General features: G+C 39.9%; 20 protein-coding genes, 1 tRNA gene and 1 pseudogene. 6 read left to right on the plus strand and 16 right to left on the minus strand.

Annotation, left to right across the window (positions count from 1 at the left end; translation table 11 throughout):
• Positions 1-50: 50 nt before the first annotated feature.
• The 6 genes from ASG14_RS17455 to ASG14_RS17480 form a co-directional block, all read right to left on the minus strand.
• Entirely contained in the window at positions 51-2,087 is a 2,037-nt protein-coding gene (locus ASG14_RS17455) for a glycoside hydrolase family 65 protein (protein ID WP_056872362.1), read from the minus strand.
• A 92-nt stretch (positions 2,088-2,179) separates the two neighbouring features.
• On the minus strand, positions 2,180-3,688 hold the full coding sequence (locus ASG14_RS17460) for a RagB/SusD family nutrient uptake outer membrane protein (protein WP_056872363.1): 1,509 nt from the start codon (positions 3,686-3,688) through the stop codon (positions 2,180-2,182).
• Between the two features lie 19 nt (positions 3,689-3,707).
• Positions 3,708-6,731, minus strand: coding sequence for a SusC/RagA family TonB-linked outer membrane protein (locus ASG14_RS17465; protein ID WP_235528618.1), 3,024 nt, complete (start codon positions 6,729-6,731; stop codon positions 3,708-3,710).
• 108 nt (positions 6,732-6,839) lie between these two features.
• Positions 6,840-7,754 carry a carbohydrate kinase family protein gene (locus tag ASG14_RS17470; RefSeq protein WP_056872364.1) on the minus strand — a complete coding sequence of 305 codons (915 nt, stop codon included), beginning with the start codon at positions 7,752-7,754 and terminating at the stop codon, positions 6,840-6,842.
• Positions 7,751-8,947 carry an amylo-alpha-1,6-glucosidase gene (locus ASG14_RS17475; RefSeq protein WP_056872365.1) on the minus strand — a complete coding sequence of 399 codons (1,197 nt, stop codon included), beginning with the start codon at positions 8,945-8,947 and terminating at the stop codon, positions 7,751-7,753. The genes ASG14_RS17470 and ASG14_RS17475 overlap by 4 nt, the downstream gene beginning before the upstream one ends.
• Positions 8,948-10,297 carry an MFS transporter gene (locus tag ASG14_RS17480; RefSeq protein ID WP_056872366.1) on the minus strand — a complete coding sequence of 450 codons (1,350 nt, stop codon included), beginning with the start codon at positions 10,295-10,297 and terminating at the stop codon, positions 8,948-8,950.
• Between the two features lie 336 nt (positions 10,298-10,633).
• Between ASG14_RS17480 and ASG14_RS17485 the strand changes: the two genes are divergently transcribed.
• From ASG14_RS17485 to ASG14_RS17500, 4 genes are all read left to right on the plus strand, one after another.
• Positions 10,634-11,629, plus strand: coding sequence for a LacI family DNA-binding transcriptional regulator (locus ASG14_RS17485; RefSeq protein ID WP_056872367.1), 996 nt, complete (start codon positions 10,634-10,636; stop codon positions 11,627-11,629).
• Between the two features lie 163 nt (positions 11,630-11,792).
• A tRNA-Lys gene (locus tag ASG14_RS17490) sits at positions 11,793-11,865 on the plus strand.
• A gap of 244 nt (positions 11,866-12,109) precedes the next feature.
• Positions 12,110-13,348 (plus strand): site-specific integrase, encoded by a 1,239-nt coding sequence (locus ASG14_RS17495; RefSeq protein WP_056872368.1) that lies wholly within the window; start codon positions 12,110-12,112, stop codon positions 13,346-13,348.
• A complete protein-coding gene (locus ASG14_RS17500; protein WP_056872369.1) occupies positions 13,341-13,874 on the plus strand; it encodes an ORF6N domain-containing protein in 534 nt (177 codons plus the stop codon). The genes ASG14_RS17495 and ASG14_RS17500 overlap by 8 nt, the downstream gene beginning before the upstream one ends.
• Before the next feature lie 114 nt (positions 13,875-13,988).
• On the opposite strand, the gene ASG14_RS17505 is transcribed toward ASG14_RS17500, so the two are convergent.
• A complete protein-coding gene (locus ASG14_RS17505) occupies positions 13,989-14,351 on the minus strand; it encodes a helix-turn-helix domain-containing protein (protein ID WP_056872370.1) in 363 nt (120 codons plus the stop codon).
• A gap of 125 nt (positions 14,352-14,476) precedes the next feature.
• Here ASG14_RS17505 and ASG14_RS17510 point away from each other — a divergent pair, with 125 nt between their 5' ends.
• Both ASG14_RS17510 and ASG14_RS17515 read left to right on the plus strand, forming a co-directional pair.
• The gene (locus ASG14_RS17510) at positions 14,477-15,355 is read left to right on the plus strand and encodes a HEPN domain-containing protein (RefSeq protein WP_082491673.1); all 879 of its coding nucleotides are present in this window, start codon (positions 14,477-14,479) and stop codon (positions 15,353-15,355) included.
• Between the two features lie 162 nt (positions 15,356-15,517).
• Positions 15,518-16,105 carry a hypothetical protein gene (locus ASG14_RS17515; protein WP_056872372.1) on the plus strand — a complete coding sequence of 196 codons (588 nt, stop codon included), beginning with the start codon at positions 15,518-15,520 and terminating at the stop codon, positions 16,103-16,105.
• Positions 16,106-16,395: 290 nt separating this feature from the next.
• Here ASG14_RS17515 and ASG14_RS17520 read toward each other — a convergent pair whose 3' ends face one another.
• From ASG14_RS17520 to ASG14_RS17555, 9 genes and pseudogenes are all read right to left on the minus strand, one after another.
• Entirely contained in the window at positions 16,396-18,090 is a 1,695-nt protein-coding gene (locus tag ASG14_RS17520) for a hypothetical protein (protein ID WP_056872373.1), read from the minus strand.
• Positions 18,083-20,113 carry an ATP-binding protein gene (locus tag ASG14_RS17525; RefSeq protein ID WP_056872374.1) on the minus strand — a complete coding sequence of 677 codons (2,031 nt, stop codon included), beginning with the start codon at positions 20,111-20,113 and terminating at the stop codon, positions 18,083-18,085. The genes ASG14_RS17520 and ASG14_RS17525 overlap by 8 nt, the downstream gene beginning before the upstream one ends.
• A 74-nt stretch (positions 20,114-20,187) precedes the next feature.
• A complete protein-coding gene (locus ASG14_RS17530) occupies positions 20,188-20,604 on the minus strand; it encodes a hypothetical protein (RefSeq protein WP_056872375.1) in 417 nt (138 codons plus the stop codon).
• Between the two features lie 6 nt (positions 20,605-20,610).
• The gene (locus tag ASG14_RS17535) at positions 20,611-20,997 is read right to left on the minus strand and encodes a hypothetical protein (protein ID WP_056872376.1); all 387 of its coding nucleotides are present in this window, start codon (positions 20,995-20,997) and stop codon (positions 20,611-20,613) included.
• 9 nt (positions 20,998-21,006) lie between these two features.
• The gene (locus ASG14_RS17540) at positions 21,007-21,498 is read right to left on the minus strand and encodes a zeta toxin family protein (RefSeq protein WP_056872377.1); all 492 of its coding nucleotides are present in this window, start codon (positions 21,496-21,498) and stop codon (positions 21,007-21,009) included.
• A gap of 26 nt (positions 21,499-21,524) precedes the next feature.
• Positions 21,525-21,830: a hypothetical protein gene (locus tag ASG14_RS17545; protein ID WP_056872378.1), complete on the minus strand. Its 306-nt coding sequence runs from the start codon at positions 21,828-21,830 to the stop codon at positions 21,525-21,527.
• Positions 21,831-22,061: 231 nt separating this feature from the next.
• Entirely contained in the window at positions 22,062-22,604 is a 543-nt protein-coding gene (locus ASG14_RS20555; protein WP_235528620.1) for a hypothetical protein, read from the minus strand.
• A 142-nt stretch (positions 22,605-22,746) separates the two neighbouring features.
• Positions 22,747-22,863, minus strand: a pseudogene (locus ASG14_RS20730) (helix-turn-helix domain-containing protein); the annotation flags it as partial.
• A gap of 273 nt (positions 22,864-23,136) precedes the next feature.
• Positions 23,137-24,582, minus strand: coding sequence for a hypothetical protein (locus ASG14_RS17555; protein ID WP_056872380.1), 1,446 nt, complete (start codon positions 24,580-24,582; stop codon positions 23,137-23,139).
• Positions 24,583-24,782: the final 200 nt, after the last annotated feature.

Consider the following 24,782-nt stretch of genomic DNA (forward strand, 5'->3'; position numbering starts at 1 on the left):
ATTAGTTAAACTTGTCTGGATATCCCTCCAGACAAGTCTTTTCGAAATATTTAGTTTTTCTGATTTACAGAAAATTCTTTTTTTTCTACACCAACACCAGTTATCTTCAATGATTTCCATGTTGAAGGTAAAGCACCGGGTAACTGGATGATTCCTTTCCCTGTAATATCTAAACCGCCAAAGCCCATAAGCACGCTTTGCAAAACGCCACCGGCTCCTGTTGCAAAATATGGGTTTGTGCCACCCTTAGTTTCGGCTATAACGCGAAATGGCGGATTAAGATTAGGTTGATAAGCTTCTTTAAAATATTGATAAGCCTTTTCTGCATTCCCAGTTCTTGCGTACAACAGTGCGAAGATGGCATGCGTCATCGCAGGCGTACCAGCATCGGGAATTCGGGTTTCGTAGTACGCCAAATCTTTCAGACTTTGTTTTTTATCAGTGATAAACTTTAAGGGGTAAGCTAGTAGATTTACGTCGGCCTGCTTTATACCTTCACCATTGTAAGTGGCATGTTCTTTTGTTACGCCATCCGGAAAAGTTAGCACGGGAATGTTTTTTTCAACCAAAGCCCAGTCTGCATTTTGTGGCAAGCCTAATATACCGGCTGCCAGGTTTGCATTTTTCAGGTTTAATTTTGCTGCAGCATTTGTAAAGGCATTATTATCTACATTTTCTGCCCATTCATCAGCGGCAACTACATTCTTAATATCATAATTATTGATTCCGTTACGTTCTACCCTACTTGCCCAGAATTCGGCAGTTTGAGATAGAATAGGCCAGCCTTTTTCTTTTAGCCAAACCTTATCTTGCGTTACGCAGAAATAATTCCAGGCGGCAAGTGCAACATCTGCCGAAATGTGATGCTCAAAAGGACCGCTAAGGGCCCAAACCGGTGTTTCCTCTACGCCTGAATCCGCACTTTCCCATGGGTACATTGCGCCTTTAAATCCGTGAGCAAAGGCATTTCGTTTTGCTGCTTCCAATCGCTCAAACCGATATTCGATTAATGATTTTGCAATATCAGGATGAAGTACGAGTAGTGCAGGAAACATCCAAATCTCAGTGTCCCAGAAAACGTGACCATTGTAGCCTAAGCCGGATAAGCCCATCGGCGAAAGCGAATAAGCAGTTCCCCCACGGGAAAACGAAGTGAGGTGATAAAGCATGCTGTGAACATCTTGTTGTGCCTGTGGGTCGCCGTCAATTAAGATATCCGATTGCCATAAGTCATCCCAGGCTGCGTTGTGGTATTTAAGTAAGCGGTCGTGTCCTTCTAATTTTGCAAAGATGGTCATTCGCTCGGCTTCGTTCAGCGGGTCGGCGTGTTGAGCAGAACTGATTGTACTCCCAATTACAGAATAGGTGTAGCTTTCTCCGGCTTTTAGTGCTTTACTAAACTTCATCAAATGACTGTTATTATCCCACATTTCGTGGATTATCTTGGGCTCCAGCCCGTGTTGCTCTCCAAAAAGAAAACTATTTGATGCACACAATTGCAATTTGCCTGTCGGGCTTTTTGCCGTGGAAGTGAGCAAGCTCAACGTAACGTGCGGCCTGTCTATTTCGTTATAGTAATTTTCTACATCCCGTAGCGCATCTGGCGTTTCCATGACACTTGCCGCAGTAAGTTTCAAATTTTCATTTGCGGTAATGGTTACATCCATTAAGACTGTAAAAGGCAAGTGCCGCAATGCATAATAAGTATATTTTATACTGGCCTTTTTCCCGAATGACAATTGAGTTGTAAAAGCTGCATGCTTCATATCTAACTGCTGCTGCAGATTGCCCGTATTTTTTTCATCTAATCGGTTGCCATCTATTTCGAGATACATGTTAAGCAGGTTGAAACCATTGAGAAAATTACTCACGCGGCCACGGCCATAAGTATCGAAAGTTCCGGCCAAAACAACATTTTTTACTTTAAAAGGCTGGGGCGAAGACACTATTCCAATCATGCCGTTGGCAGCGGTAATTCCGAAATAATGATTTGGGTCGATCTGGTCGGCACTAATCTTCCACGGATCCTGAGCGCTGGAGTTTAGCGCACTAATCGCAAATAAAAGCAAGAGTAAACATCTTTTCATACGAACTGGCTTTATAAAACAAGAGGCTGAACCGCCCGCAAATCGAAATTTGTTAAACGATTACAGCCTCTGGCTTTTAAAATTTATTGAAATTAATAACCTGTATTTTGAATTAAATTCGGATTACCAAGTTGGTTATCAGGAATTGGAAAAACTAAATACTTAGCTTCACTTGCTGGTTTTTCTTGCCATGCTGCAAGAAATTTTCCGAAACGGATTAAATCCTGTCTTCTAAAGCTTTCCCAATAAAGCTCCCGACCACGTTCATCCAGCAAAACATCAAGCGTTAATGTAGTTAAAGCAGATGCACCTCTAACCGTTCTAATCGAGTTTACCAAAGTTAAGGCCGCAGGAGCCTGAGAAGTTCTCAACTGTGCCTCGGCTTTCATCAATAAAACATCAGCATAACGGAAGTAAACCCAGTCGTTATCTGGTTTTTTAGAACCCGTATTTGCATAATCAATCGGGTATTTAATTACCCGAATACCTGCAACTTCAAGGTGGTTAGGATCACGTTCGATGATTGCAACTTCTGGCGTAAATGCAAGAGGATTACCTTTTCTATCTTTCAAGGCTGCGCCATTCTGGTCGAATTGCTGACCAACCAGAAAGCCAACTCTAATGCCCGAAATATTTGTTTGTCCGGTGTAAGAACCTCCTCTTCTTTTATCGCTGGCTTCGAATTTATTGTAGAAGTTCGATAACGAAGAAAAACCATTGTAGCCATTTGGGTTTTGGTTGTAGTGGGTTGTGCATTTCCATTGTCCATCCAAATCACTGCCAGACGAGCCCGCAATGTTTTGGGCTGTGAAAATGTTTTCTTTAGACAGAATATCGTTTGTAGGCGCAAAATTGTCGAAATAATTGGCGCTTAAAACATAACCTCCGGTCGCAATTTCATCCGCTAAAGAAATTACTTTAGCCATATCTGCCGCATCGAAGGTTGGCGCAGTACGATTTAAAAACGCACCTTTGTTTAAATAGACCTTCATCAGCAATGTTTTAGCTGCATTTTTGTTGGCTACGTTCGCAGGTCCGGCCGGTAAGTCTGGTATTATAGCAGTTAACTCGGCAATCAAATAAGCAACCTCATCTGCTGCATTTCTAACACGCGATGGTTTGGTAACATCTTCTCCGGCATCTCTGTAGGGAACCTGTCCCCATCCATCTAAAATAGAGAATTGAGCAAAAGCACGTAAAAACCTCGCTTGTGCTGCCTGCGCCGGGGCCGGACTAGCGCCTAAAACGCTCGTAGCAACGTAAGATATACTATTTAAATCTCTAAAAACGTCTGATATTCTTGAATGGTCTGGTGCCCATTTGTGCAAATGAAGTGAACGCCATGCGCCGTTGTCATCCCAATCGCCCGCACGCGTTGGTACAATTAGCTCGTCTGTAGTAACTTCCTGCAGAGCAGACCAATTCCATGGCGCCTGGTATGGGCCAATCATTGCCGCATAGGTTGCACCTAATAAACTCGAAACATTTCCCCCGCTCACACCTGCACTGCTTACCTGGCCGTTTAGGTTTTCATCTAGCTTGGTACAACCCGAAAAACTTAAGGCCACCACAGCAAAACCGATAATATATTTATTTTTCATGTTTGTATTTTTTTAATTTTTAAAGAGAAAAATTAACACCGAAATTGAAAGTTCTGGCCGTTGGATAAGCCGTATAATCTATCCCTGCAGAAGGCACACCACTCACACTCTTATTCACGTTAACCTCTGGATCAAAACCTGTGTAATTTGTTATTACGAATAAATTCTGGCCATTAACATAAATGTTTAATGATTTGATTGATTTACCGATGTTGCCAAAATTGTAGTTTAGCGTCGCATTTGCAAGTTTCAAATAATCACCTTTTTCAATATATCTTGATGAGGCAGCGATTGGATTAGCCAATGATTCCTGAACGGGTAAACTCACTAAAGCAGAAGAAATATTTCTTGTACCCAGATTGGAAATTGCCAGAACAGAATTGGCTGTGTTGTTATAGATACTTTGTCCGAATGCGCCGTTAAAATTTGCTGTAAACGATAGCTTTTTGTATCTAAAATTAGTACTCAAGCCCATAATTACTTTCGGATTTGGATTTCCAACGTAATAATTTGTAAAACCATCATCTGTGTAAATAGAAAATCCATTTGCGTCCAGCCCTTTATATTCTCTGGTCACCATCGCAAATAATGGCAAGTCGTTTTGTATAACCTCTGTAGTTACCCCGCTTAAACCCTGACCGTTTAACGAACCGGTTTTAATAATGCCCGAGATGTTTTGTACCTTGTTTTTGATAAAAGTTGCATTACCACCCAAAGACCACGAAATGTTGTCTGTTTCTACAATGTTTCCGTTAATCGTTAACTCCAAACCTTTGTTAATGATCTGGCCGGGAAGGTTTACCCAGGTAGGCACATTCCCACCAACTGCAGGCACGAATGAAATCTGTGGAAACAGCAAATCGTTTGTTTTCTTATGAAAATAATCGATTGAACCTGTTAGCCTGTTTTTCAATAAACCAAAATCGATACCTACGTTGGTTTGCTCATCCGACTGCCACTTCAGGTTTGGATTTGCGTTGTTAATTGCAACCAGGGTTGGTGCACCGTTGGAATTGCCAAAATCATAGCGTTGCTGGGCAGAGCCTGATGGAAAGTCCTGATTACCTGTTTTACCATAGCCAACACGAAGTTTTAACTGATCAATCCAGGTTGCGTTAGCCATAAAACTTTCTTTTTTGATGTCCCATGCGGCTGCAAACGATGGAAAGTAACCATAGCGGTTAGCCTTACCAAATTTGGTAGAACCATCTGCTCTAAAGGTTGCCGTTAAAATATACCTGTTATCATAGTTAAAAATTGCCCTGGCAAAATAAGATTGCAATTCTGTTGTTGGGTTGTTAAATGCTGAAAAGGTACGATTTGCAGGCGCCGTTGTTTGGAAAGCATCCGTGTAGTCTGCGTCGATATTTCCGAAACCGGTAGCGGTATTTACCGTTCCCTTGTTCATGAAATTCGAATATTCATAACCTATAATCGCATTTAAATTTAATTTGTTCACAATCTCTTTATTGAAGTTTAAAGTATTTGTAAACTGCTGGGTTATTAATTCAGTGTTAGAATAACTGGCATAGCCACCTAAGAAATTTCCATCAGGCTGAATGCCTTGCAGGTTTAAAGTACTCCTTGTTGATGCCCTTCTGATACCTGTGCTATAATTAACACTTGCAAGCATACGGTATTCAAGCCATGGCGTAATCTTGTAGTATGGCGAAACACTTCCTAAAATGGTTGACACTTTAGTTTTATCGTTATTAGCAGCTAAAGCAGCCAATGGATTTATCGTTGTAGAGCCATAATCGATGAACAAGCTTCCATCCGGGTTGTAAAAAGACTGTGTTGGATTCCAGGATAATGCCTGGCTAATCAAACTTCCGGTGAAACCAGCATCTGTTGTAATTGGAGCAATTTTCTCAAGGTATTGATTGCTGATCATGTTAATATCAAGACCTAATTTTTTACTTTCCAAAAATTTAAAATTTCCGTTAAAGCCAGCACTATATTTTTTGAAATCGGTTGTTTTGATAATACCTTGTTGATCTTGATAGCCAAGCGATGCCCGGAAGGTGTTTCCGTTAGCACCACCACTTACGCCGACAGAGTAATTCTGATTGTACGCAGTTCTGGTAATCGCATCAAGCGCATCTACGCTCGAACCAAAGTTTCCATTTGTAAGACCGTATTTTGAAAGAGCGGCACGATATTCATCACCTGAGAGCACATTTACCCGTCTTGCAATCTCACTTACGCCAGCTGAGGCGCTGAAATCAATTTTTGTGTCGCCGGATTTACCTCTTTTAGTAGTTATCAAAACTACGCCGTAAGCTGCACGCGACCCGTAAATTGCAGTTGCCGATGCATCCTTTAAAATTTCCATCGATTCGATATCTGCAGGATTAATGAAGTTTAATGGATTACCATCTGGTGCAGTTCCTATACCGGCACTGGTAGATGGCCTTGCTGAACGGCCATCCAACGCAACCCCGTCTACAACATAAAGCGGCTGCCCTGTTCCTGTAATGGCAGAGTTACCTCTAATCCTTACCGTAGAAGCGCCGCCCGGCTGACCGCTATTGTTAATCATTTGTACGCCGGCAACCTTGCCCTGTATTAACTGGTCGGGTGCGTTTAACGGACCTTTGTTAAAGTCTTTAGCGGAAACCGTGGTTGCTGCACCTGTCAAATCGCTTTTTCTAACTGAGGCGTAACCAACTACCACCACAGCATCCAGGTTATTTAAAGAACTCATTGTTACGTTAATCATCGTTTGGTTATTAACGTTAACCGTTTGAGTTTCAAATCCAACAAAGCTTATTGTTAATCTTGATGTTGGAGATGGCACCGTAATTTGATATTTGCCCTCTGCATCACTTTGTGTTTTCGTATTTGTGCCGGCAACTTGTATCGTTGCGCCAGCTAAAGGCAACTTATCATTGTCGAAAATTATACCTTTAACCACAGTTTGTGCAAAAGCCGCCGTGCTTAAAAAAACCATAAGGAAGCTCAAAGCCGTAAGCTTCTTCAATGCATACAATTTCTGTTTCGTACGCAAAACAGACAAGTTGCCTGGTAAAGTCATGTTCATATTAGATTGATTTAATTGGTTAGAAAAATTTTATTTTTTTTGGGATTGGCACTAACGTTTAAGGTGGTCGATGTTTCATAATTTCGTTTGGTTAATTAGATTAATAGGTTATTGATCTTTGTATAAAGGAAATGGTTTTTCAATTTTTACTTTGGCTATTTCCAAGCCTTTAGTGATGCATTCATCAACGGGAATATTATTTATGAACGCTGATAAAAAGCCAGACCAAAAAGCATCTCCGGCACCGGTTACGCCAACAACGGATGTTACGGAAAGCGCAGGTTTGTGTTTCCATTGCTCATTTTTTGCTTTAAACCAAACGCCATCTTTTCCGCAGGTGAGGCAAATTACCTGGGCGGTTAATTTACCCAGCCATTCCAGCGCTCTTTCGATTGTTAAGCTTTCTCCGGTAAAGCGTTCCAAATCATCTACACTTATTTTAAGCAGAGGATTCATTTTCATCAGCTTTTTGAAAACATCTTTACCATCATCCTCCTGCCAAATGGCTGGGGCAAAATTCCAGTCTACCGAGATGTATTTACTTAAGGCACAAGCTTTTGAAAAGGCACAAAGGATGTTACTGCGTGCAGGTTCCTTGCTTAAGGCAAACGCAGTTGTATGTATTATTCCTGATGAATTTATAGCACTATCTTCTATTCTTTTGATAGCAAGATCGGCACTGCGGTAAGGGATAAAATCGGGCGTTAATTCGCTTTTGGCTACTAAAATTACGCTTGTTTGCCTATCGGCAGAACGGTTTATATAAGTATCTGATAAACCAGCTGTTTTTAGTTCATTGATAAGAAAAGCGCCTAAATTATCGTTGCCAACAGTGGCAATTAATTCTGTATCTATTCCAAGCCATTTTAGGTTGGCGCATAAGTTTGCAGAACTTCCACCCTGATTGGTCGAAAAATTTGATGAAAATGCAAGTGATTCTATATTTTGTTCCGAAATAAGATCGACAAGCAACTCGCCCACTACCAGCACCTTTTTAGCTGAAATATCATTAGCCAATTTCATAATTCAAATTCGTTAAAAGTAAAAAGTTGCTTAAAATCGTCGTTAACCAAGGCTTGTTCGGCAATTACAGCACCGGCTGCGCTCCATGTACAATTTGGCACACCGCAGGGCTGTTGCGAAAAACCTTGCAAACACTCGTTAAAGAAATCTGCGCTTGCATTTGAGTTGTGCACGGCAGATAAAATAGCTTTTGCAAAGTCATGTTCGCCAGTAAAACTTAAAGCCGCAGACAGAAATCCATTCCAAACCGGCCATAAGCCTCCGTTGTGAAAATAACCAGGCTTATTTCTAAACGAATAAGCATAGTTATTTCTAAGCTCATTCATATCTGCACTATCTTCTGCTATCGTTGGATAAAATGAGGGCAACATCGATTGCTTACCATCATTAAATTTTTTCAAAAATTCAATCACGCTACGACTGTTTTCTTCATTACCGATGCCTAATGAAAGACAGAATACATTTGCCTGTAAATCAAAATACTTATAAACCCTGGCCGGGTTAAAACCCATTAACCAGAACGCTGCTGATGAGCCCTTAAGCTGATGGCTGAGATTTGGTGCATAAGCGTCCGCCTTTCCATCAACATTCCAGAAATTTGTTTCTATCGCTTTGGTAATTTGCCTTGCTTTCTCATTCCGGTATTGATTTGGTGATAGCTTTGCGCATAATCTCAGCGCCCAAAGGCGAAGCAACTGGTCGAATAAAATATAGCCGTGCTGGATGTACTCATCTGCCCAATCGCCGCTTTGCGGAACATAGATTAGATGTTTTCCATTAAATTCCCATGCTTCCAAAACTTCGAAGCATTTCTCTACCTCCCTTTGGTATTTATTCCAAAGCGTTTTGTCTGCAGTTACCAGCGAGTAAGCGCACAAACCGATAACCGCCCACGATGGATTATCTGCCCGGCCCGATGTTCCACCATAACTTACTGAACCATCTGCTGAAACATTCGATGGCATAAAGCCATTTTTGTGCTGGTTGCTAAAAAGCGTCTCAATGGTAGTTTTTGCAGTTTGAATAAGGTTGCTTTCGCCGCTAAGTAAGGCAGCTATGCATGTAACCATGCCATCTCTGGTCCACACACGTTTATAGTTATCAAATTCTTGCACGGCAGCAACAAACCCTTTAGGAGTTGATGCCTGTTGCAACAGGTCTAATGCTTTTCTATATGCTTTTGAGTCGACCATTTATACTACTGCTAAGTTGTCTGTTCTTTTAATCAGCAAAACCATAACTCCGGCAATCATTATTAATGTGCCGGCAAAAACTATTGCATTTTCGGGATTATGACCTAGAAAATATTTGTAAACGTATTTAAATGTGATTGTTTCCAGCAACATGGGCAATACGATAAACATGTTCAGAATACCCATAAAAATCCCGGTTTTGTCTTTCGGAATACTTCCGGCCAGCATGGCATACGGTGTACCCATCATGCTCGCCCAGGCCACGCCTAAGCCAACAACTGGAATGAATAACAAAGCCGGATTGTGGAGCATGGGTAAACAAATGAGCGATGTGCCTCCAACCACTAAACTAATCAGGTGTACTTTTTGCGCTGTTATTTTTCTTGCAAAAAAAGCCAGCGGAAATGCAACAAGAAAGGTAACTACGTTATAACCCCCGTTAACGGTTCCGGTAAGCAACTGTGCGGATGCAAAACCATCGGAAGCAGCATCGCTAGTTTTGTAAATGGTTTTAGCCAGGCATAGCGTAATAAACTGCCAGTAAACAAACATGGCGTACCAGTTAAATAAGTAAACAATGCCCAATCGCTTCATGGTAGATGGCATTACTTTGAAAGCACCGATAATGTCTTTAAAAATTACGCCAACACCGCCTTTTTCGGCCCTGATTTTTGCGATTTCGGTGGCAGACAATGGGACCTCTTTTGTTTTAAGGCAGCTGAACATGATTGAACCAATGGAAACAATTCCACCAATAAAAAAGGCTGCATATGTGGTATAAGGAATGTTGTTTCCACTTCTTGAATGAATACTTATCAATCCAGCAGCGATTAAGATACCGGGCGTTAAGTTGGCTAGTGTAATCCCTAACCCTGTAAAAAAGCTCTGCGTTAAAAAGCCGAGCGCATGTTGTTCGGAAGGTAATTTATCACTCACAAAAGCCCGATATGGCTCCATTGTAATGTTGTTTCCGGCGTCTAAGATCCACAAAATCCCAGCGGCCATCCAAATAGAACTGCTATACGGCATTGCGAACAGACAGATGCTACATATTATCGCTCCGATTAAAAAATAAGGTCTTCTTCTACCAAACCTGCTGGTTGTTTTATCGCTCATTGCGCCGATAATTGGTTGTATGATTAGACCAGTCATTGGTCCTGCCAAATTTAACAGCGGAATCTGATCGGCATTTGCACCCAGATATGAATAGATGGGTGTCATATTGGTTTGTTGCAATCCAAAACTATATTGTATACCAAAAAAACCAAGGTTCATAGTGATAATCGAAGCAAAATTCAATTTCACTGCTGAGGAAAAATTATGAGTTTTTTCTGCTTGAGCAATTATCATACTAAGGCTTGATTGGTTTTACAAACAACTGGTTGCCAACCAGTGCCATTCAAAATAGAGGCGTAAAAGCTTAAATTTCTCATAAATTCTGATTCAATAGGGACTATAGCCAAAGAATGACTGTAGATTTTCTAGGTTTTATATTTGGTTAAACTGATTAAAACTACTCACAAATCTCTAAGTGATGAGTTTCAGTCAATTGGGTTATATGAAGATAAGGTTATAATCAAACGAAAACCATCAAATAACATAAATTTTAACCGCAAACGTTTGCGAAAACATTTGCGGAAATGTTTGTTGTGGAAAACTTATATTTGAGTAACCAAATAATAAGCCATGAACCAAAATCCAACTTTGAAGAAGATTGCTGAAAGGTTAAATGTGAGTATATCAACTGTTTCGAGGGCGTTAAAAGACCATCCCGACATTTCGCTGGAAACGAAAAAGAAAATCAATGAGCTTGCAGACTTGTTAGAATACGACCCAAACCCTTATGCGGTAAATCTGCGTACGCATAGCAGTAAGGAGTTTGCCGTTGTTGTGCCAAGCCTATCTAATTTCTTCTACCATTCTTTTATTAGTGCAATTGAAGAAGAGGCGAGAATATTTGGTTATTCAGTAATTATTTACCGCTCATCTAACGATGCCAAAATTGAACAGGAGATTTTAAAAAGCTGCCGGCACAAACGGGTGTCCGGAATTTTCATTGCAATTACCTCAGAAACCACAGATATCGCACCTTTCTTGAAGTTAGATGTACATGGAATACCTGTTATATTTTTCGATAAAGTTCCGCAATATGAATCCTGCAACAAAATTTGTGTTGGCGATGAACATGCTGCTGGCATTGCTGCTGAAGAAATAATGAACAAGGGCATAAAGAATGTGCTGGCAATTTTTGGAGATAAAAACATGTCGATTACCAAGGCCCGACTTGAAAAGTTCAGTTCTGTAATTGGGCAAGGGGAAGACGTGAACCTGCAAATACTTTATGCAACAAGTACAGATGAAGCCGAACAGGTTACACTCGCTGCCCTACCGGGATATGTGGGGAGGAAATTTGCAGTATTTTGCATGAGCGACGAAATTTTAGCTGGTTCTATGAAGGCTATTCAGCGAAAGGGTTTGCAAGCGCCGAAAGATTTAGGGGTTATTGCAATTAGTGATGGCATGATTCCCCTGCTCTTTTACCCGGAAATCACCTTTGCAGAGACAAGTGGCTATAATTTGGGTAAATTATCTTTTAGCAGAATGATGCGTTGCATTGCAGGAAGTTCTTTCGCACAAACAATTGTTGATGAATCCAGACTGGTTGTAGGCGGTTCTATGTAGAAGTAATGCCTAAACGACATCGGCACGTACTGTAGCGTTACTCTTTATTGAAAATAAACAGCACATTTAAAAGGAGTTGAAAAGTGTTCGTAATATTTTTAAAAAAAACATTGGCATGGATAAAATTAATTTCTATATTTGCACCTCCTTAAACAAAAGGAACGATTCCGTAGCTCAGCTGGTAGAGCATTACACTTTTAATGTAGTGGTCCTGGGTTCGAATCCCAGCGGGATCACAAAATCAATGTCAAAAACGCTAAAAACCTGCAAATCAAACATTTGCAGGTTTTTGTTTTTTACGGAAATTCCATTTTATGCATCGTTTAAGCGTGTTTTGGAATAGTCTGGTGAGTTGAGCTAAATTTTAAATTTACTCACCAGAACGGCTTAAAGAATTGAATTACAAGCCGTTCACCTCCCGCACATCTTGTAAAGGTCTTGCTGCAATGCTAATTTTGTTTCACTCTTAATGTTATCATTATGAAAACCAACTTTAGTGTTCTTTTCTATCTGAAAAGACAAAAAAACTATGAAGGCGATGTAGCACCGATTTACATCCGACTCACACTCAACGGTAAACGGGCAGAGATTTCTACTGCACGTTCCTGTCATCCTAGTCTGTGGAACTCGTTTTCCGGTAGATCCAGTGGTAAAAAAGAAGAATCAACGACTCTGAATTTTCAGTTAGACCAGCTGCAACGAAAGGTCTACGATGCATACAAGTCGCTGTTAAATGCAAATGAAGAAATTTCAATTGCGTCAATCAAAGCAAAATTCCAGGGCAAGGAGATTAATATGTTGTCCATCCTTGACGTTATCGATGAACACAATGATGAAATGAGGTCTCTGGTTGGAAAAGATTATGCGCCGGGTACGCTCAAACGTTTTCTTGTCCTTAGAAAACATGTTCAAGAATTCATTCAAAGAAAATACAAACTGGAAGATCTTGATCTGAAGAAGGTAGATCAGAAATTTATAAGTGATTTTGATTTTTACATCCGATCGGTAAAAAAGTGCTCGAACAATTATACTGTTAAAGTCTTAAAAAGCGTCGGTAAGATCATAGACATTAGTCACCACAATAAACTAATTGAAAATAATCCTTTCATTGGATATAAAGGCAAAACAAAGAAAACGGATAGATTCTTCATGGACGAGGACGAACTTCAGAAAATTACTGAAAAGGAATTCTCCTCTGAAAGACTTGGCACAGTTCGCGATGTATTTTTATTTTGCTGTTATACTGGTTTGGCGTATACAGACGTCAAAAATTTGAGGAAAAATCACATCAATAAAGGTATCGATGGTGAGCAGTGGATAGTCAAGGTAAGGCAAAAAACCAATACCCGTTCTGCAATACCGATTCTCCCACAAGCGCAAATTCTGTTAGACAAATATGCTGATCATCCTATGTGCGATGGGAATATGCTACTGCCGGTTCATAGCAACCAGAAGATGAATGAGTATCTGCACGAAATATCGGCCATATGCGGGATAAATAAGAAACTAACCACACATATTGCCCGCCATACCTTCGCAACAACAGTAACGCTTTTAAACGGGGTCCCAATTGAAAGCGTGTCCCAGATGCTGGGCCATACCAATATCAGAACTACCCAACAGTATGCTAAAGTTGTGGACATCAAGGTTGGTGCTGATATGGCCAGGCTAAGAGAAAAATTATCACAAAAATTAAATAACAAAAAATCAGATGGATAATCTTATCATCACTGATGAATTGGTGCTCAACCAGATTTATCTTATTAGAGGTCAGAAAGTAATGATTGATTCAGATCTTGCTAAGCTTTATGGCGTAGAAAATAAACAGCTCAAAAGACAGGTAAGAAGAAATATCGAGCGTTTTCCCGAAGACTTTATGTTCGAAATCACCGCTGAAGAGTATTACAATGCAAGGTGCCAATCCGGCACCTTGGAATCTGGGACTAATCTGAAATACCTTCCTATGGCTTTTACAGAGCTAGGTGTCTCTATGCTTTCCAGCGTATTATCAAGTCCAAGAGCAGTTCAAATGAATATTCAGATCATCCGAATTTTCACCAGAGTCAGAAACATATTACATGATAACATTGAAATTAAACTGGAAGTCGAAAAGATTAAAAAGAAGTTGGATAATCAGGATAAGAATATGGAGATCGTATTTAAATATCTTGATGAGTTACTGGATAAACCAGAAACTGAGAAGCCTGCGAGAAAGCGAATAGGCTTCAAACCAGATGATTTGTAAAATTCCAATAATTTTCGAAGACCGAAAGTTTGTGCTTGAAAAGTGCAAAAGAGCTTATCACAAATCGTGATAAGCTCTTCTAGTTACATTAAGTATATTTCTCCAAATAAAAATTTAAGACCTTTTCAAAAGTTCGTTCTTTTCACGTTCACTCGCTAGCAATCTTTCATACAACTCAACAATTTTTTCTATTGGATTAAAATTATTTTGAATTGAATTGTCATGAAAGTTATTTATATTATTAAAAATAGTTTCTTCTGTAAAATGCTTAATCCCCTCGGCTGTCACTCCTAGAGCCTTTGCAACCTTATCTAAGGTTGAATCTTCAATATCTTCACTCTGTTCAAGTTTACTTATAGCTTGTTGACTAATCCCCAATTCATTGGCAAGCGCTTCCTGTTTCATACCACGTAGTTCACGTATACGAGAAATTTTACGTCCTAAATGCATTCGAGTGTTTCTTTCAGAAGTTTCCATACCCAAATATATCGATTTTTTTTGAGCGTTAAAAACAACTAAGTTTTTGTATTTAACAACCCGCTTGTGGTTCGGTACGATCGAATAGATATGGAGATTTGGAATAAATTCAAAATCATGTAGTTATGAAAACAAATCAAGTATTACAAACGGTTAGGACAGATTGCATCATTGAGCTCTGTAGATCGCTTATAGAGAAATTCAAGCCAATTTATATTTACAGCTTTTGCAAGCTGACTCAAACAGCAACAAAATCGGGATGTTTTGGTTCCACTTATTCTTCAACTGAGCACCACTACTTTTTGTTAATGGTCATGGAGAATAAAACAAGAAACGAGCATGAGGCACAGGATTTTTGCAATACCAGATTTTTCTCCGGTAAAATAACTATGCTTTCCCACAGCATGGAAACCATTCAATGCTGCATTGAAAAGAACAATCGCTTTTTCATTTCCATATTAAATGCGGCTCAACACCTTTACAGTTCAAATGGAATCTTAAATGAAACTCCAAGTATCGCTTTTGATTCCTCACAGAATTTCGAGAAAGCAAGCAAACATTATGCGCACAGAATTAAACTCGCTGCCGGTTTTTTGGAAGGTGCAGCAGATTGCTACAGTAATGAGCATTATGCGGTATGTCTGTTTATGACCCACCAGGTTATAGAACAATGCACGATAGCACTAATTCGCGTACACCTTGCCTATCGATCTGACATTCATCATTTAGGTCGGCAGCTTGATTTGTGTAGCAGCTTTTCACCATTACCTTACGAAATGCTTAAGGCCACGGAGGAAGATCGCAGATTATTTGAAATCTTGTTAAAGAGCTACTCGCAGGCCAGGTATAATGACAAATTTGGCGTCCAGCAGGACGATGCAGATAAATTATTATCCAAAGCCTATGCTTTTGAAAAGCTAACCAGAAAATTGTGTGAAAACAAAATATCAGAATTTGAAAAGGCAGAAAATTTGGCAATGGAAAATAAAATATGTTTTGAATAATTCAATTTAAGGATGTAGAAGACATATACAGGGTCAACTTGTCATCTATATTCAACTTTCACCCGTTTACCCACCACCAAGTATTCAGCCTGGCAAAAGTTTTATAATTGAGCTTATCTAACTACTTATCAACTAATTAAATTCAAAATAAAAATAATTCTCATGAGAACTAATTTAAGCAGACAAAAGAAAAATAGGATTATACTTCTTGATGATGAGGAGATAGTAATGCCGATCAAACCGATAACAGCATTCTTCGATGCGGCATGGTTACCTGACCAACTTAAGATGTTGAAAAAATGGCGCAATGACGTTTCATTTGAGGCTAATCATCCGCTTAGAAGCAGCCCTTCCGACAGACTTTATGATTATGAACTTACCATGAAAGTCATTGAAGCTGCCTGGTTAGTTCGAAAAAAAACAATTGGAAAACTTGAGATTGATAGTGGTGAGATTGATATCATTGTAAAATGGTGCATAAAACAAGAAAAGAAAGGAATGAGGGACTATCCAACTCACCTCGCTGCAGATGAAATAATAAATCCCGTGAAAGTGTTAAGGAGAGTTTTTAAAACCTTTAAACTCCGCCATTACCATGCTATTTTGAAAAACTGGCTTTATGATTCATTAAGTCAAAAATATATGGAAGATAGTTTATCGAAAGAAGAGATCATTGCTGTCTATGAAAACTTGGTTCGGTTGTTTGAAGCAATGTGGTTAATAAAGGAAAGGAATAAAGCAGGTGCCTGAACCTGTCAATTATCTAGGAGCAGTCAATCCGGTAAAGGGTATTCGTATGCCACCAATCATTATCGGATATCTATCTACCTTTTAAAGGCTTTAAAAAGTAAATAATGACTTTTATTAAAAAATAAGATAATAAAAGGCAGGCAAAAATAAAAAGAAGAGAATAATTTTCGGGTGTACCTAAAAAAGGCTAAACTTAAAGTTGTTTTCCAGTCTCCCAGCGATTTGAATTTTGGGACACTTCAATATTGTGTGTGATACGTGAGTGAGTAGTTGAAACTTAACTGCGGTTATTAAACCAAAACACCTTCCAGCTGTGGACTATATAAAATCCTGTTAATTTCTGCAATGATATAGTCTTTTTCTAAACCATAAATTTCACAAACCCGGAATACAGTTTGCCTGTATTTCGCAACGTTTTTATGACCATATGGATAAGTATCCAATAGTTTCTCACATTCAACAAATTGCAGAATGGCAAATTTTTGGTTTGAAATCCGGATGGCAGCTTCTGCGGCTTCGAGGTGGGTGTCAAATACAATGTCCTTATCCAACAAATTGGTTAGATCGAGAAAGCTTTGCTGGTTTAAAAGCACTAAGTAGAGTTCGAAAACCTGACGGTAATTTTTCTCCTCGCCACTGATTCTAACCAGGTATTTCACTATTTCAGGTAAAAACGTCCAGTTTTTTTGTGTCCCGTAAAAATTAGTTCGGGCATTGGAACTGCTCCCGGCAAAGCGGGATTGAAATCTAAAACAATCACAGTATAAGGCAATAATTTTGAATGCGTGCAAGGTTGTAGTTTGCATTCGGGTATCCAGGCTGTAGAAATATTTTCCGAATGTAATTTTAGCCTCCCAATAATGCAGTTGATCTTCTGGTTTAGCCACCTGATTAATAATGATCTCGGCAAATTCATAGCGGGTAAGGGCTGTCGCTTTATTTTCCAAAAACGCATCAAATTTTGCGAGCTGATCAATCGTTTCAATAAATAGTCCCCGCATGTATCTGCTGTAGGGTGCACCTTTTATCATCAGGTTCATTGCGTCAATTAAGTAAATCCGCGCCATAAGGCGCTGATCAAGTGTTTGGCAAACCTGTGTGAGCAGCAGATGGAAGGTTAACAGCGATCGTCTTGCAGATTCAGTTCCATCATTTGCAAAATGTAGCTTGTCGGTACAGGTCAACAATATTGACAAAGCGGCGTCAGGCCTTCTGTTATCTGAAAGGAACCCTGCATAATGTGTAACAAAATCTATATAGACTTTGCTATATAACTTGAAATCTTGGTCCAGCAGTTTGGTTACAATTTCATAGCCACGTTCTAAATGTTCCGATGCTTCGTTTAGTCTTTTTTCGGATGAGAATGCATGTGCGAGTAAGCAAAACAAATCTATAAGCGAGAAGGCAAATTTTTCGTCCTCAAGCTCTTTATTGCTTGCCGCTAACAAATCCAGCGCCTCAGTACCATATCTGATAATTTCAGCCGAAACACCATCCATTGCCAACTGTCCTTTTGAATGCAGGTAAACCAGCAAAGCGCGTAGCCATAGTTTATGCGTTGCTTTTTCAACGAGGTTTCTGAAGGCATCAAATACCGCTGATGCGTAAACTTGGATGTGACCAAAATCAGGAAATTTTTCTAAGGCAAATTCGGCCGCACAAAGGTAAGCCTCTAACGCGTTAGGCGCAGTATTATGAATTGATCGTATAAGTTTGTCCGCCTCGTCAAATTTACCGCTGACGAGTGCACACTTATAAAGATTCAAACACAATTCAGCATATAAGGGTAAAAATGCGCTTTCACTGATTTCTTTCAGGTTAATGTAATTGTAAACCGGATAAAGGTGTTCTTCTGCGTAAGTATATGATTCCAATTTTACCAGTTCAAACCCGGCCTGTAATTTTAAGAGCGCAAAGTGTCCGGCGATTGTAGCTTCTGGAGTAAAATGATCAAGAAGGGAATTTAACATCAGTAACCTATTCATCGAAACTGGATTCCTTTCTTGAATTAAATACGCGCTCGGCAATCGAATTGATGTCCTTCAGTGAAGGTTTCAATAAGAGTTTTGTGATGGTGCGGACGATAGCTGGCATTGAGAAATAATTATTGTCAAATTGCAAAAAACCTTGCTCGACCAGCTCGACTAACTGGAGGTGGAAAGATTGATAACCATCATCATTTATATCCAGGTACGCTGATATATCTTCCTGGGTAAATCGCTTATCTTTTAAAAAGTATATGTTCAGCAGGATATTCTGGCAGGGGATTGAAAGTTTGCTTAACCCAAATGCCTGGTTAATGTGCCACAGTATCTTGGCATTGTGGTCCAGGAATTCGATTGCATGCACATAACGGGATTCTTCGATTCCTTCATTATCGATAAGTTCATTAAAACTAGAAATACTCAACCGTCCGAAAGATTTTGAAATTGTCTTTGCCGCCAGTTCAATTAACAGCGGATGGTATTGCAGGTTTTCAAGTAGCAAGAACAAGGCTTGGAGTTGATTTTCTTCCGGTTTGTGCCAGTACGAAAAAATTTCAACCGCATCATCTTTCTCTAACCGTTGGACAGCTAGCCATTTATCAGTCGAGAATACAGCCCTTGAAACAATAATGGTATCCCAATGGGGAATAATATCCAACCGGTTCAGCTCCTGTTTAAATGCCCTAGAGAGGTTGTCAACAATGTATAGGTTTTTGCCCTTTATATTTCGTAATTCCTGCACGATAAGTTTGAATTTGATTTCCGGGGAATGGTTCTTGAAACCTTTTAGCTTAAGACCATTTAAAATGAGGTTTTGATCGGAAATCAGAAGCTGTTTGAAGGATTCAAAAATACCTTTGGCACCTTCATTTTCAAACCCGGGCCCGCTTATCCAGAGGATATGATCGTAACTTGAGGCCACACTTTTCAGATAAGCTTCCAGGACCATCGTTTTTCCGACACCTGATGACCCGGACATCATTGTGGGCGAAGGCTTAGCAACCAATTGGTGTAAGGAACTAAGTTCAGCCTTGCGTCCCATGAACTTCAGACCGCTGAATGGGATATCGTTCAAATAATGCGGGTAACTTTTACCTTTGTTTGAAGAAACCGTGTGTCGTGTCAGGGTATCGATATGTTTAGAAATCACTTTGATCTCAGAATGCAAAGCAACCAGACTTCGCTGCATGGCACTGACACTTTTTAAAATTGATGCCAGCCATAATTCAAATTTTTCAAGTGTTTTCGAGATGTTTTTGAATTCGTTGCCCATGTAATCCAGCTGAGCCTGTAAGGCACCCCTCAACAAGTCGGTGTCAATTTTGATATCTGAGAGCAAGCGGTTTTGAAAAGCAATCCTGGCTTTTTGGTGAGCGGGTTCCTTTAGGATGTCAGCAAATTTGAGAACAAATACTTCCGTCCATTCATGTTGTGATCCATAAACGCTAAACCCTTTCCACAACATATCTTCTAAACCGTCGGGCAAGATTTCCCGGTTGAACCGCTTGTGGAGTTTTGTTAAAAGCTCTCCTTTCAACATCGAAGACATTTCCGTTCTGAATTTTAAGGTCTCATCTTTACTGCCCCCAAAGGCTGCGAGAAGAACATGGATTTGCGCGTAAGCAACTCGTCCATCCAGTTCAGGGTGATCCTGGGAGAGTACATGGTTTTCGTGGAAAATGAAATCTGCAAATATTGCTGTCACGCCCTTTAAATCTATCCCGAAATAGTCGAAATCCGTATGGGTTCTGGCGTTGATATCTTCTCGACGAAGCTTATAAGCATAAAAAAGAAATTGGGTGGCAAAATTTCGCGCTTCAATCACTGCTTTACCAAGGTCTTCATTTACTGGGAGCATATTTTCCTCTTTGGAAAACCCAAGTACATTATTGACCATAGGTTTTAAATGGTCATCGTACAAAAGCGTTAGTTGTGCTTTGGCTTTGTCTTCGAAAGGTGCCTTGAGCATGGAAAGTGCCCAGGCTGAGACAGCAGTTAAGGCAGAGACTTCTTCTATCCCCATTTAAATTACGTTTAATTTTAGATGGTTAAATGTAATTATTTTTTAACTAAGCATAACTATCTTTTCAGCTGTAGTCAGAATCCCCTCAGTCTGTTCAACAAAATCGCGAGCTGCTCATTTTCTTTAATAAATTCCTGAAGGTAATCCGAATCGATATGAAATTGTACCCCGGCCCTATTTTTTGTGGCGAGGATTCGTTCAACACCTGAAGTGATTTGAAAACTGTGGACGATCCGGTTTCTTTTGTTAACCAGATGTGCAAATAAGGTTGAAATTTCCTGACCGGATTTCTTCGTGATGGTTTGCTCGACCGGGTCTAACAATAACCCTGAGGTTAGGTCGAAGAGTTTTGACCAGTCATAATTTGAATGATTCAGTCTCAGAATGTTTTCGATTATGAAAGCGTTATTGGCATTAAATACACAGATTGCTGCACCTAAAAGCGTGAGGTATTGTTCGCAGGGTAAGGCTTGCCGGGTGTTAGGTATCATAATTGTTTAGTTTAATGGCGGATCCGTAGGTTCTGGTAACCCCGCCCTGAAAACATCCAATACTTCCTGAATGTCCTGATGGCTTGCTTTCCTTGCCACCATCTGTCGTATCAGAAACAGGATGTCATTATTAAAGTAACGTCCGTCATTGTCAGACCATTCTTTATCCCTTTCCGTGAGATAAGCGGCCATGGCCTCATCTGAATCCTCTGTAATCATGATCAGACCATTTTTCTTTCCCTTTACGTTTTGCCTGCCGGCACGGCCGAAGATGACGATTTTATCGAAAATTTTAGCAGCACATACGGTCTCTAGTGTGGTATGAACCTCCCTATATTTTTGATCATGTACGGTCTTGTCTACCAGACGGCCGAAGCCTTCTTTCACTTTCATGTCTTCGTATCAAATCCTTGTGCCAAGAAAACTCAGCTGCTCATTTACGGAGAGTACCAGCAAATAAACCTGATATCCTTTGGCCTTAATCTGCTTAATGGTGTCATTCATTCGCTGCCCGGAAGAGAAGGTAGTTTCAAGAATGAAATTTAATTTGTGGCCCTCACAATAGGCCCTCAATTCGTTATTCCAAGGTTGCGAGTAGTCGACGGTCAGCTCCGGGTAGAACTCTTCATGATTTTCCTTAATTTCTTCTGCTTTTGGGTGGTAATCCCGGTACTCATCAGCATTGCAGATAACGGCATTGCCTTTTAGCATTTTCAAAGCGGCAGTAGTCAATTCTGACTTTCCTGAACCGGGCTGACCTCCCAATATGATCGCTACCGGCTTTTCTTCGGCTTTAATGTTTTTTGTAAAGTCCCCGATGATAATCTCAGAAAGAATAGCCTTCTCCCTATCGCTCAGCCGGAATTTTTCCCGAAGTTCCTCCAGTTGATCCATGATTAGATCACTTCTAACCCATCGAACTACTCAAGTATCTGATGCATGTTGTCTTTCGAATCAAAAACTTTAGGATCACGGCTCAACTCTACAAAGATGCTGCTAAGTGTCTTAAGTGAATCAATGCGGTTCTGATCGGGATGGTCCTTCATCCGCTCTTCGAGTTGCTTACGCGCGCTCTCTGTGATGAGGATATTTAACGTATGCCTGGTGCTTTCTGTGAGTTTATACCAATTCAAAGAAGAAAAATTTGTAGATGTCCTTTGAACCTTAACTGCCCTTTTTCTGGTAAGTCCATTTGGTATAGTGATATGTTTCAGTATTTTTCCCATTTCTTTGATTTCAAATTTACGAAGAAATGACACAATAAACAAAAGCGGCGAACATTTAGTTTCTCTAAATATATTTTCGTTCGGTAACAAAAAGACTTGCTATAACTTATGAAAGAATGAACGCATCAGGGTTTAATCCAATAGCCGAACAGTTTGTAAAGCCCCGGGAGGCCGTCTTTGGGTTAGATGATAAATCAGTCGAAGCGAATGAATTTGATGATCTGGTAATCTTTAAGATGTGCTGTGGGATTCCTGTCCGTTTTCCTCGTGTGTTTGCACCTGCATGATTTCGAACAGTGCTTTTAGTCGAAGGAAGCCTTGATGCTCGATCAGTAGGTAAATCCTGAAATGGATTTGGTCTGGTTTTTCACCGGGGATGCTAATCGAACGCAGCAAGCCGGCAGCGATCCAGTTTTCCAGGGTTTTGCCTTTCAGGTTGAAATAGTGGCTGAGATAGGCATCGGTGTAGAATTGTGTTTTATCATAAAAGATTTCTTTTGGGTAAAGGTTTTCATTCAATGCGCGCTCGCAGGACATGCATTTATAACCGTGTTCATCAAACCAAAGGGCTTTGCCGCTTCCTTTGATGCCGCAGAGCTGGCCGGGTTTCCTTTTTTCTGGATGGTAGCCTTCGGGATGCGTTTCGAGGATGAGCTGATCGTCGTAGTCTTCCAGTATCATGTCGGCATAAATGCCGGCTAAGACTTTGAGTAGTTTGCCTTCTTCTTCGCCGATGCCCATTTTCAAGGCGCAGGGTTTCCAGAGAATCTTCAATTTTGAGCGTTTTGCCTCTGCTTTTGCGGGGATTGGGATTTCTTCGGTTTATTCCAGTTATTGGTTTTGCTGCCCGATTTTGTTTTGGGGCAGGTTTATTTTGCGGGAGGTCATTTGATGGGACGGTAAAATGATCCGTTCGGATATCGAAAAAATCACAGATGAATTGCAGGCTTTTGGTGCCGATGCCAGATTTACCGGATTCAATTAGCCTGTATTGTCTTTCGCTGAGGCCGCAAAGCCGGGCGAATTGTTTGATGGAGAGTTTGTGCTACTGGCGGAGGTGATGGAGTTTTTTATGGATCATCTGCTTTGGCTTGTTGACTAAAAGGAGCGCAAAGGTGTTAAAGTAATGTTCTGGCAGGAAGTGAACTGAGTATTTTGGAATACTGGTCTAAAAAGAGATATCGAAACAAAATTATGTTTTACAGGTTCGAGAATTAAGCTAGTACATTGAATAAATCGTAGCCTGTAAGCATACAATTCAATCGCAAGAAGTCAAAAAGTTTGGGCGAAGTTTTTGAATTGGCACCTATTTGATAAGCAGCTTGTCTAAGGTTATCCCGAGCGATATTGATACTTCAATTTTATCCTTTGTCTTTAGCCGAGCTCCTGTGTCAGCGTTGAAGCTCTTGGGCAGCTTGTGGGTTAAATCCGGGGTTTTTAAGCCTATACCCAAAACATTTTTATTTAGTATGTCGCCTTTCTTACTGATTGCCAGATAAAGATTATAATTCATGTCAAGGGCATTTTTATTTTCATACGGTCCGTTAGAAAATATCATATAGGATGGATTTATTCCAAAACCAATCAGCTTCTTTTTCCCAAGATAAATTTGTTCATTGATGGTAAGCACCCAGCCATTATAAGTCTGATCGATACCGTCCTTAAATTTGTAGGCGGTGTATTCCTTTTTAATTGATCTTCTGACATTTAATGAATCGTAGAGGGTTTCCTCCTCGATTTTTTTGGTTGACTCTTCATCAAATCCAATATATTTACTCAGCGTCAGGCCAAATGATACTTTATTGGAAATCATTTTGCCGGAATAAATATAGTTCAGGGCGAGTGTGCCGCTAGGCCGGTAGAGTCGTTTTGTATTCTCGAATACCACAGGGAATTCAGTCGGCTGACTGACCATTTTATAATAACTAAAACCCTCATTACTCAGCCCTATTTTGGTATCAAGGGTGACCAAGTGGAAAGAATGCCAAACAGAATTTTTCTTCTCAAATGCTTTAATCTCTTTTTCGTATAGTTCATTTCTGAAAGATGATGCATTTGAAAATTTTGTGAGGGAATCCTGAAGAAGGAGAAGTTTTTGATATAGCTTTTGTTTTGTACCCTTCCCCGCTACGGTTTTCGCTTCAAGTGCAGAGCGTATCGTTTTTATTTCCTTTTCTATTTCGTTGCTGATTTTTGTACTGGTCAGGATATCAGCTTTTTCTTTTAATGCCCAATAAAAAGGTACCCGCTTATTGTATAAGCTAATTGCTTCTGATGATTGATATTTCATCAGACTGGCTAGCAGAAATGACCCGGAAACATTTAAGCCGACATTGGCCTGAAATTTTGAACTGCTGAAAATTTTGGAAACATTGTCCTTACCGATTGCAAACAATTCCACGTTGTAGATTCCGTTGAAAAGATAACGTTTTTCCCTGATACCGGCGGCCGCATTATAACTCAACCTGGTATCCTTGGTTCCGATTTCCGCAGTGAGGACATTAGCATTTTTGGCAAAAATATTATCCCCAACTACAAACTGGGAAAAAACACCACTGACAGTGTCTTTGAAACCGACTCTGGAAACATATGAATTGAAATCATATCCACCCTTTTTTATGTTTTTTTTCGGCGTTGCATCATTTATACTGTTGTTGAGATAAACATCACCATAATCCGGAGGGGGAAGTATTGTTTGTGCTTGAGCTTTAATGGAAATTAGCAGTATGACACCAAAAAGAAGTGTTTTCATGAGCGTGAGATTTAGATGAGATAAATTTAACAAGAATATCAAGTTTACAAAATACCTAATATTAAGTATATTAAGATTTTAACCCGCGTGGACTTAGTTTTTTCAAATGCAAAGATGTAGCTGACAAGCAGGTGAAAAAAGTAAAGGGCAAGCGGAAAGAGAAAATTAAGAAGTGAATGAATAGTAGCCAACACAGGAAC

It is taken from the genome of Pedobacter sp. Leaf194, assembly GCF_001423945.1.
GTDB lineage: Bacteria > Bacteroidota > Bacteroidia > Sphingobacteriales > Sphingobacteriaceae > Pedobacter.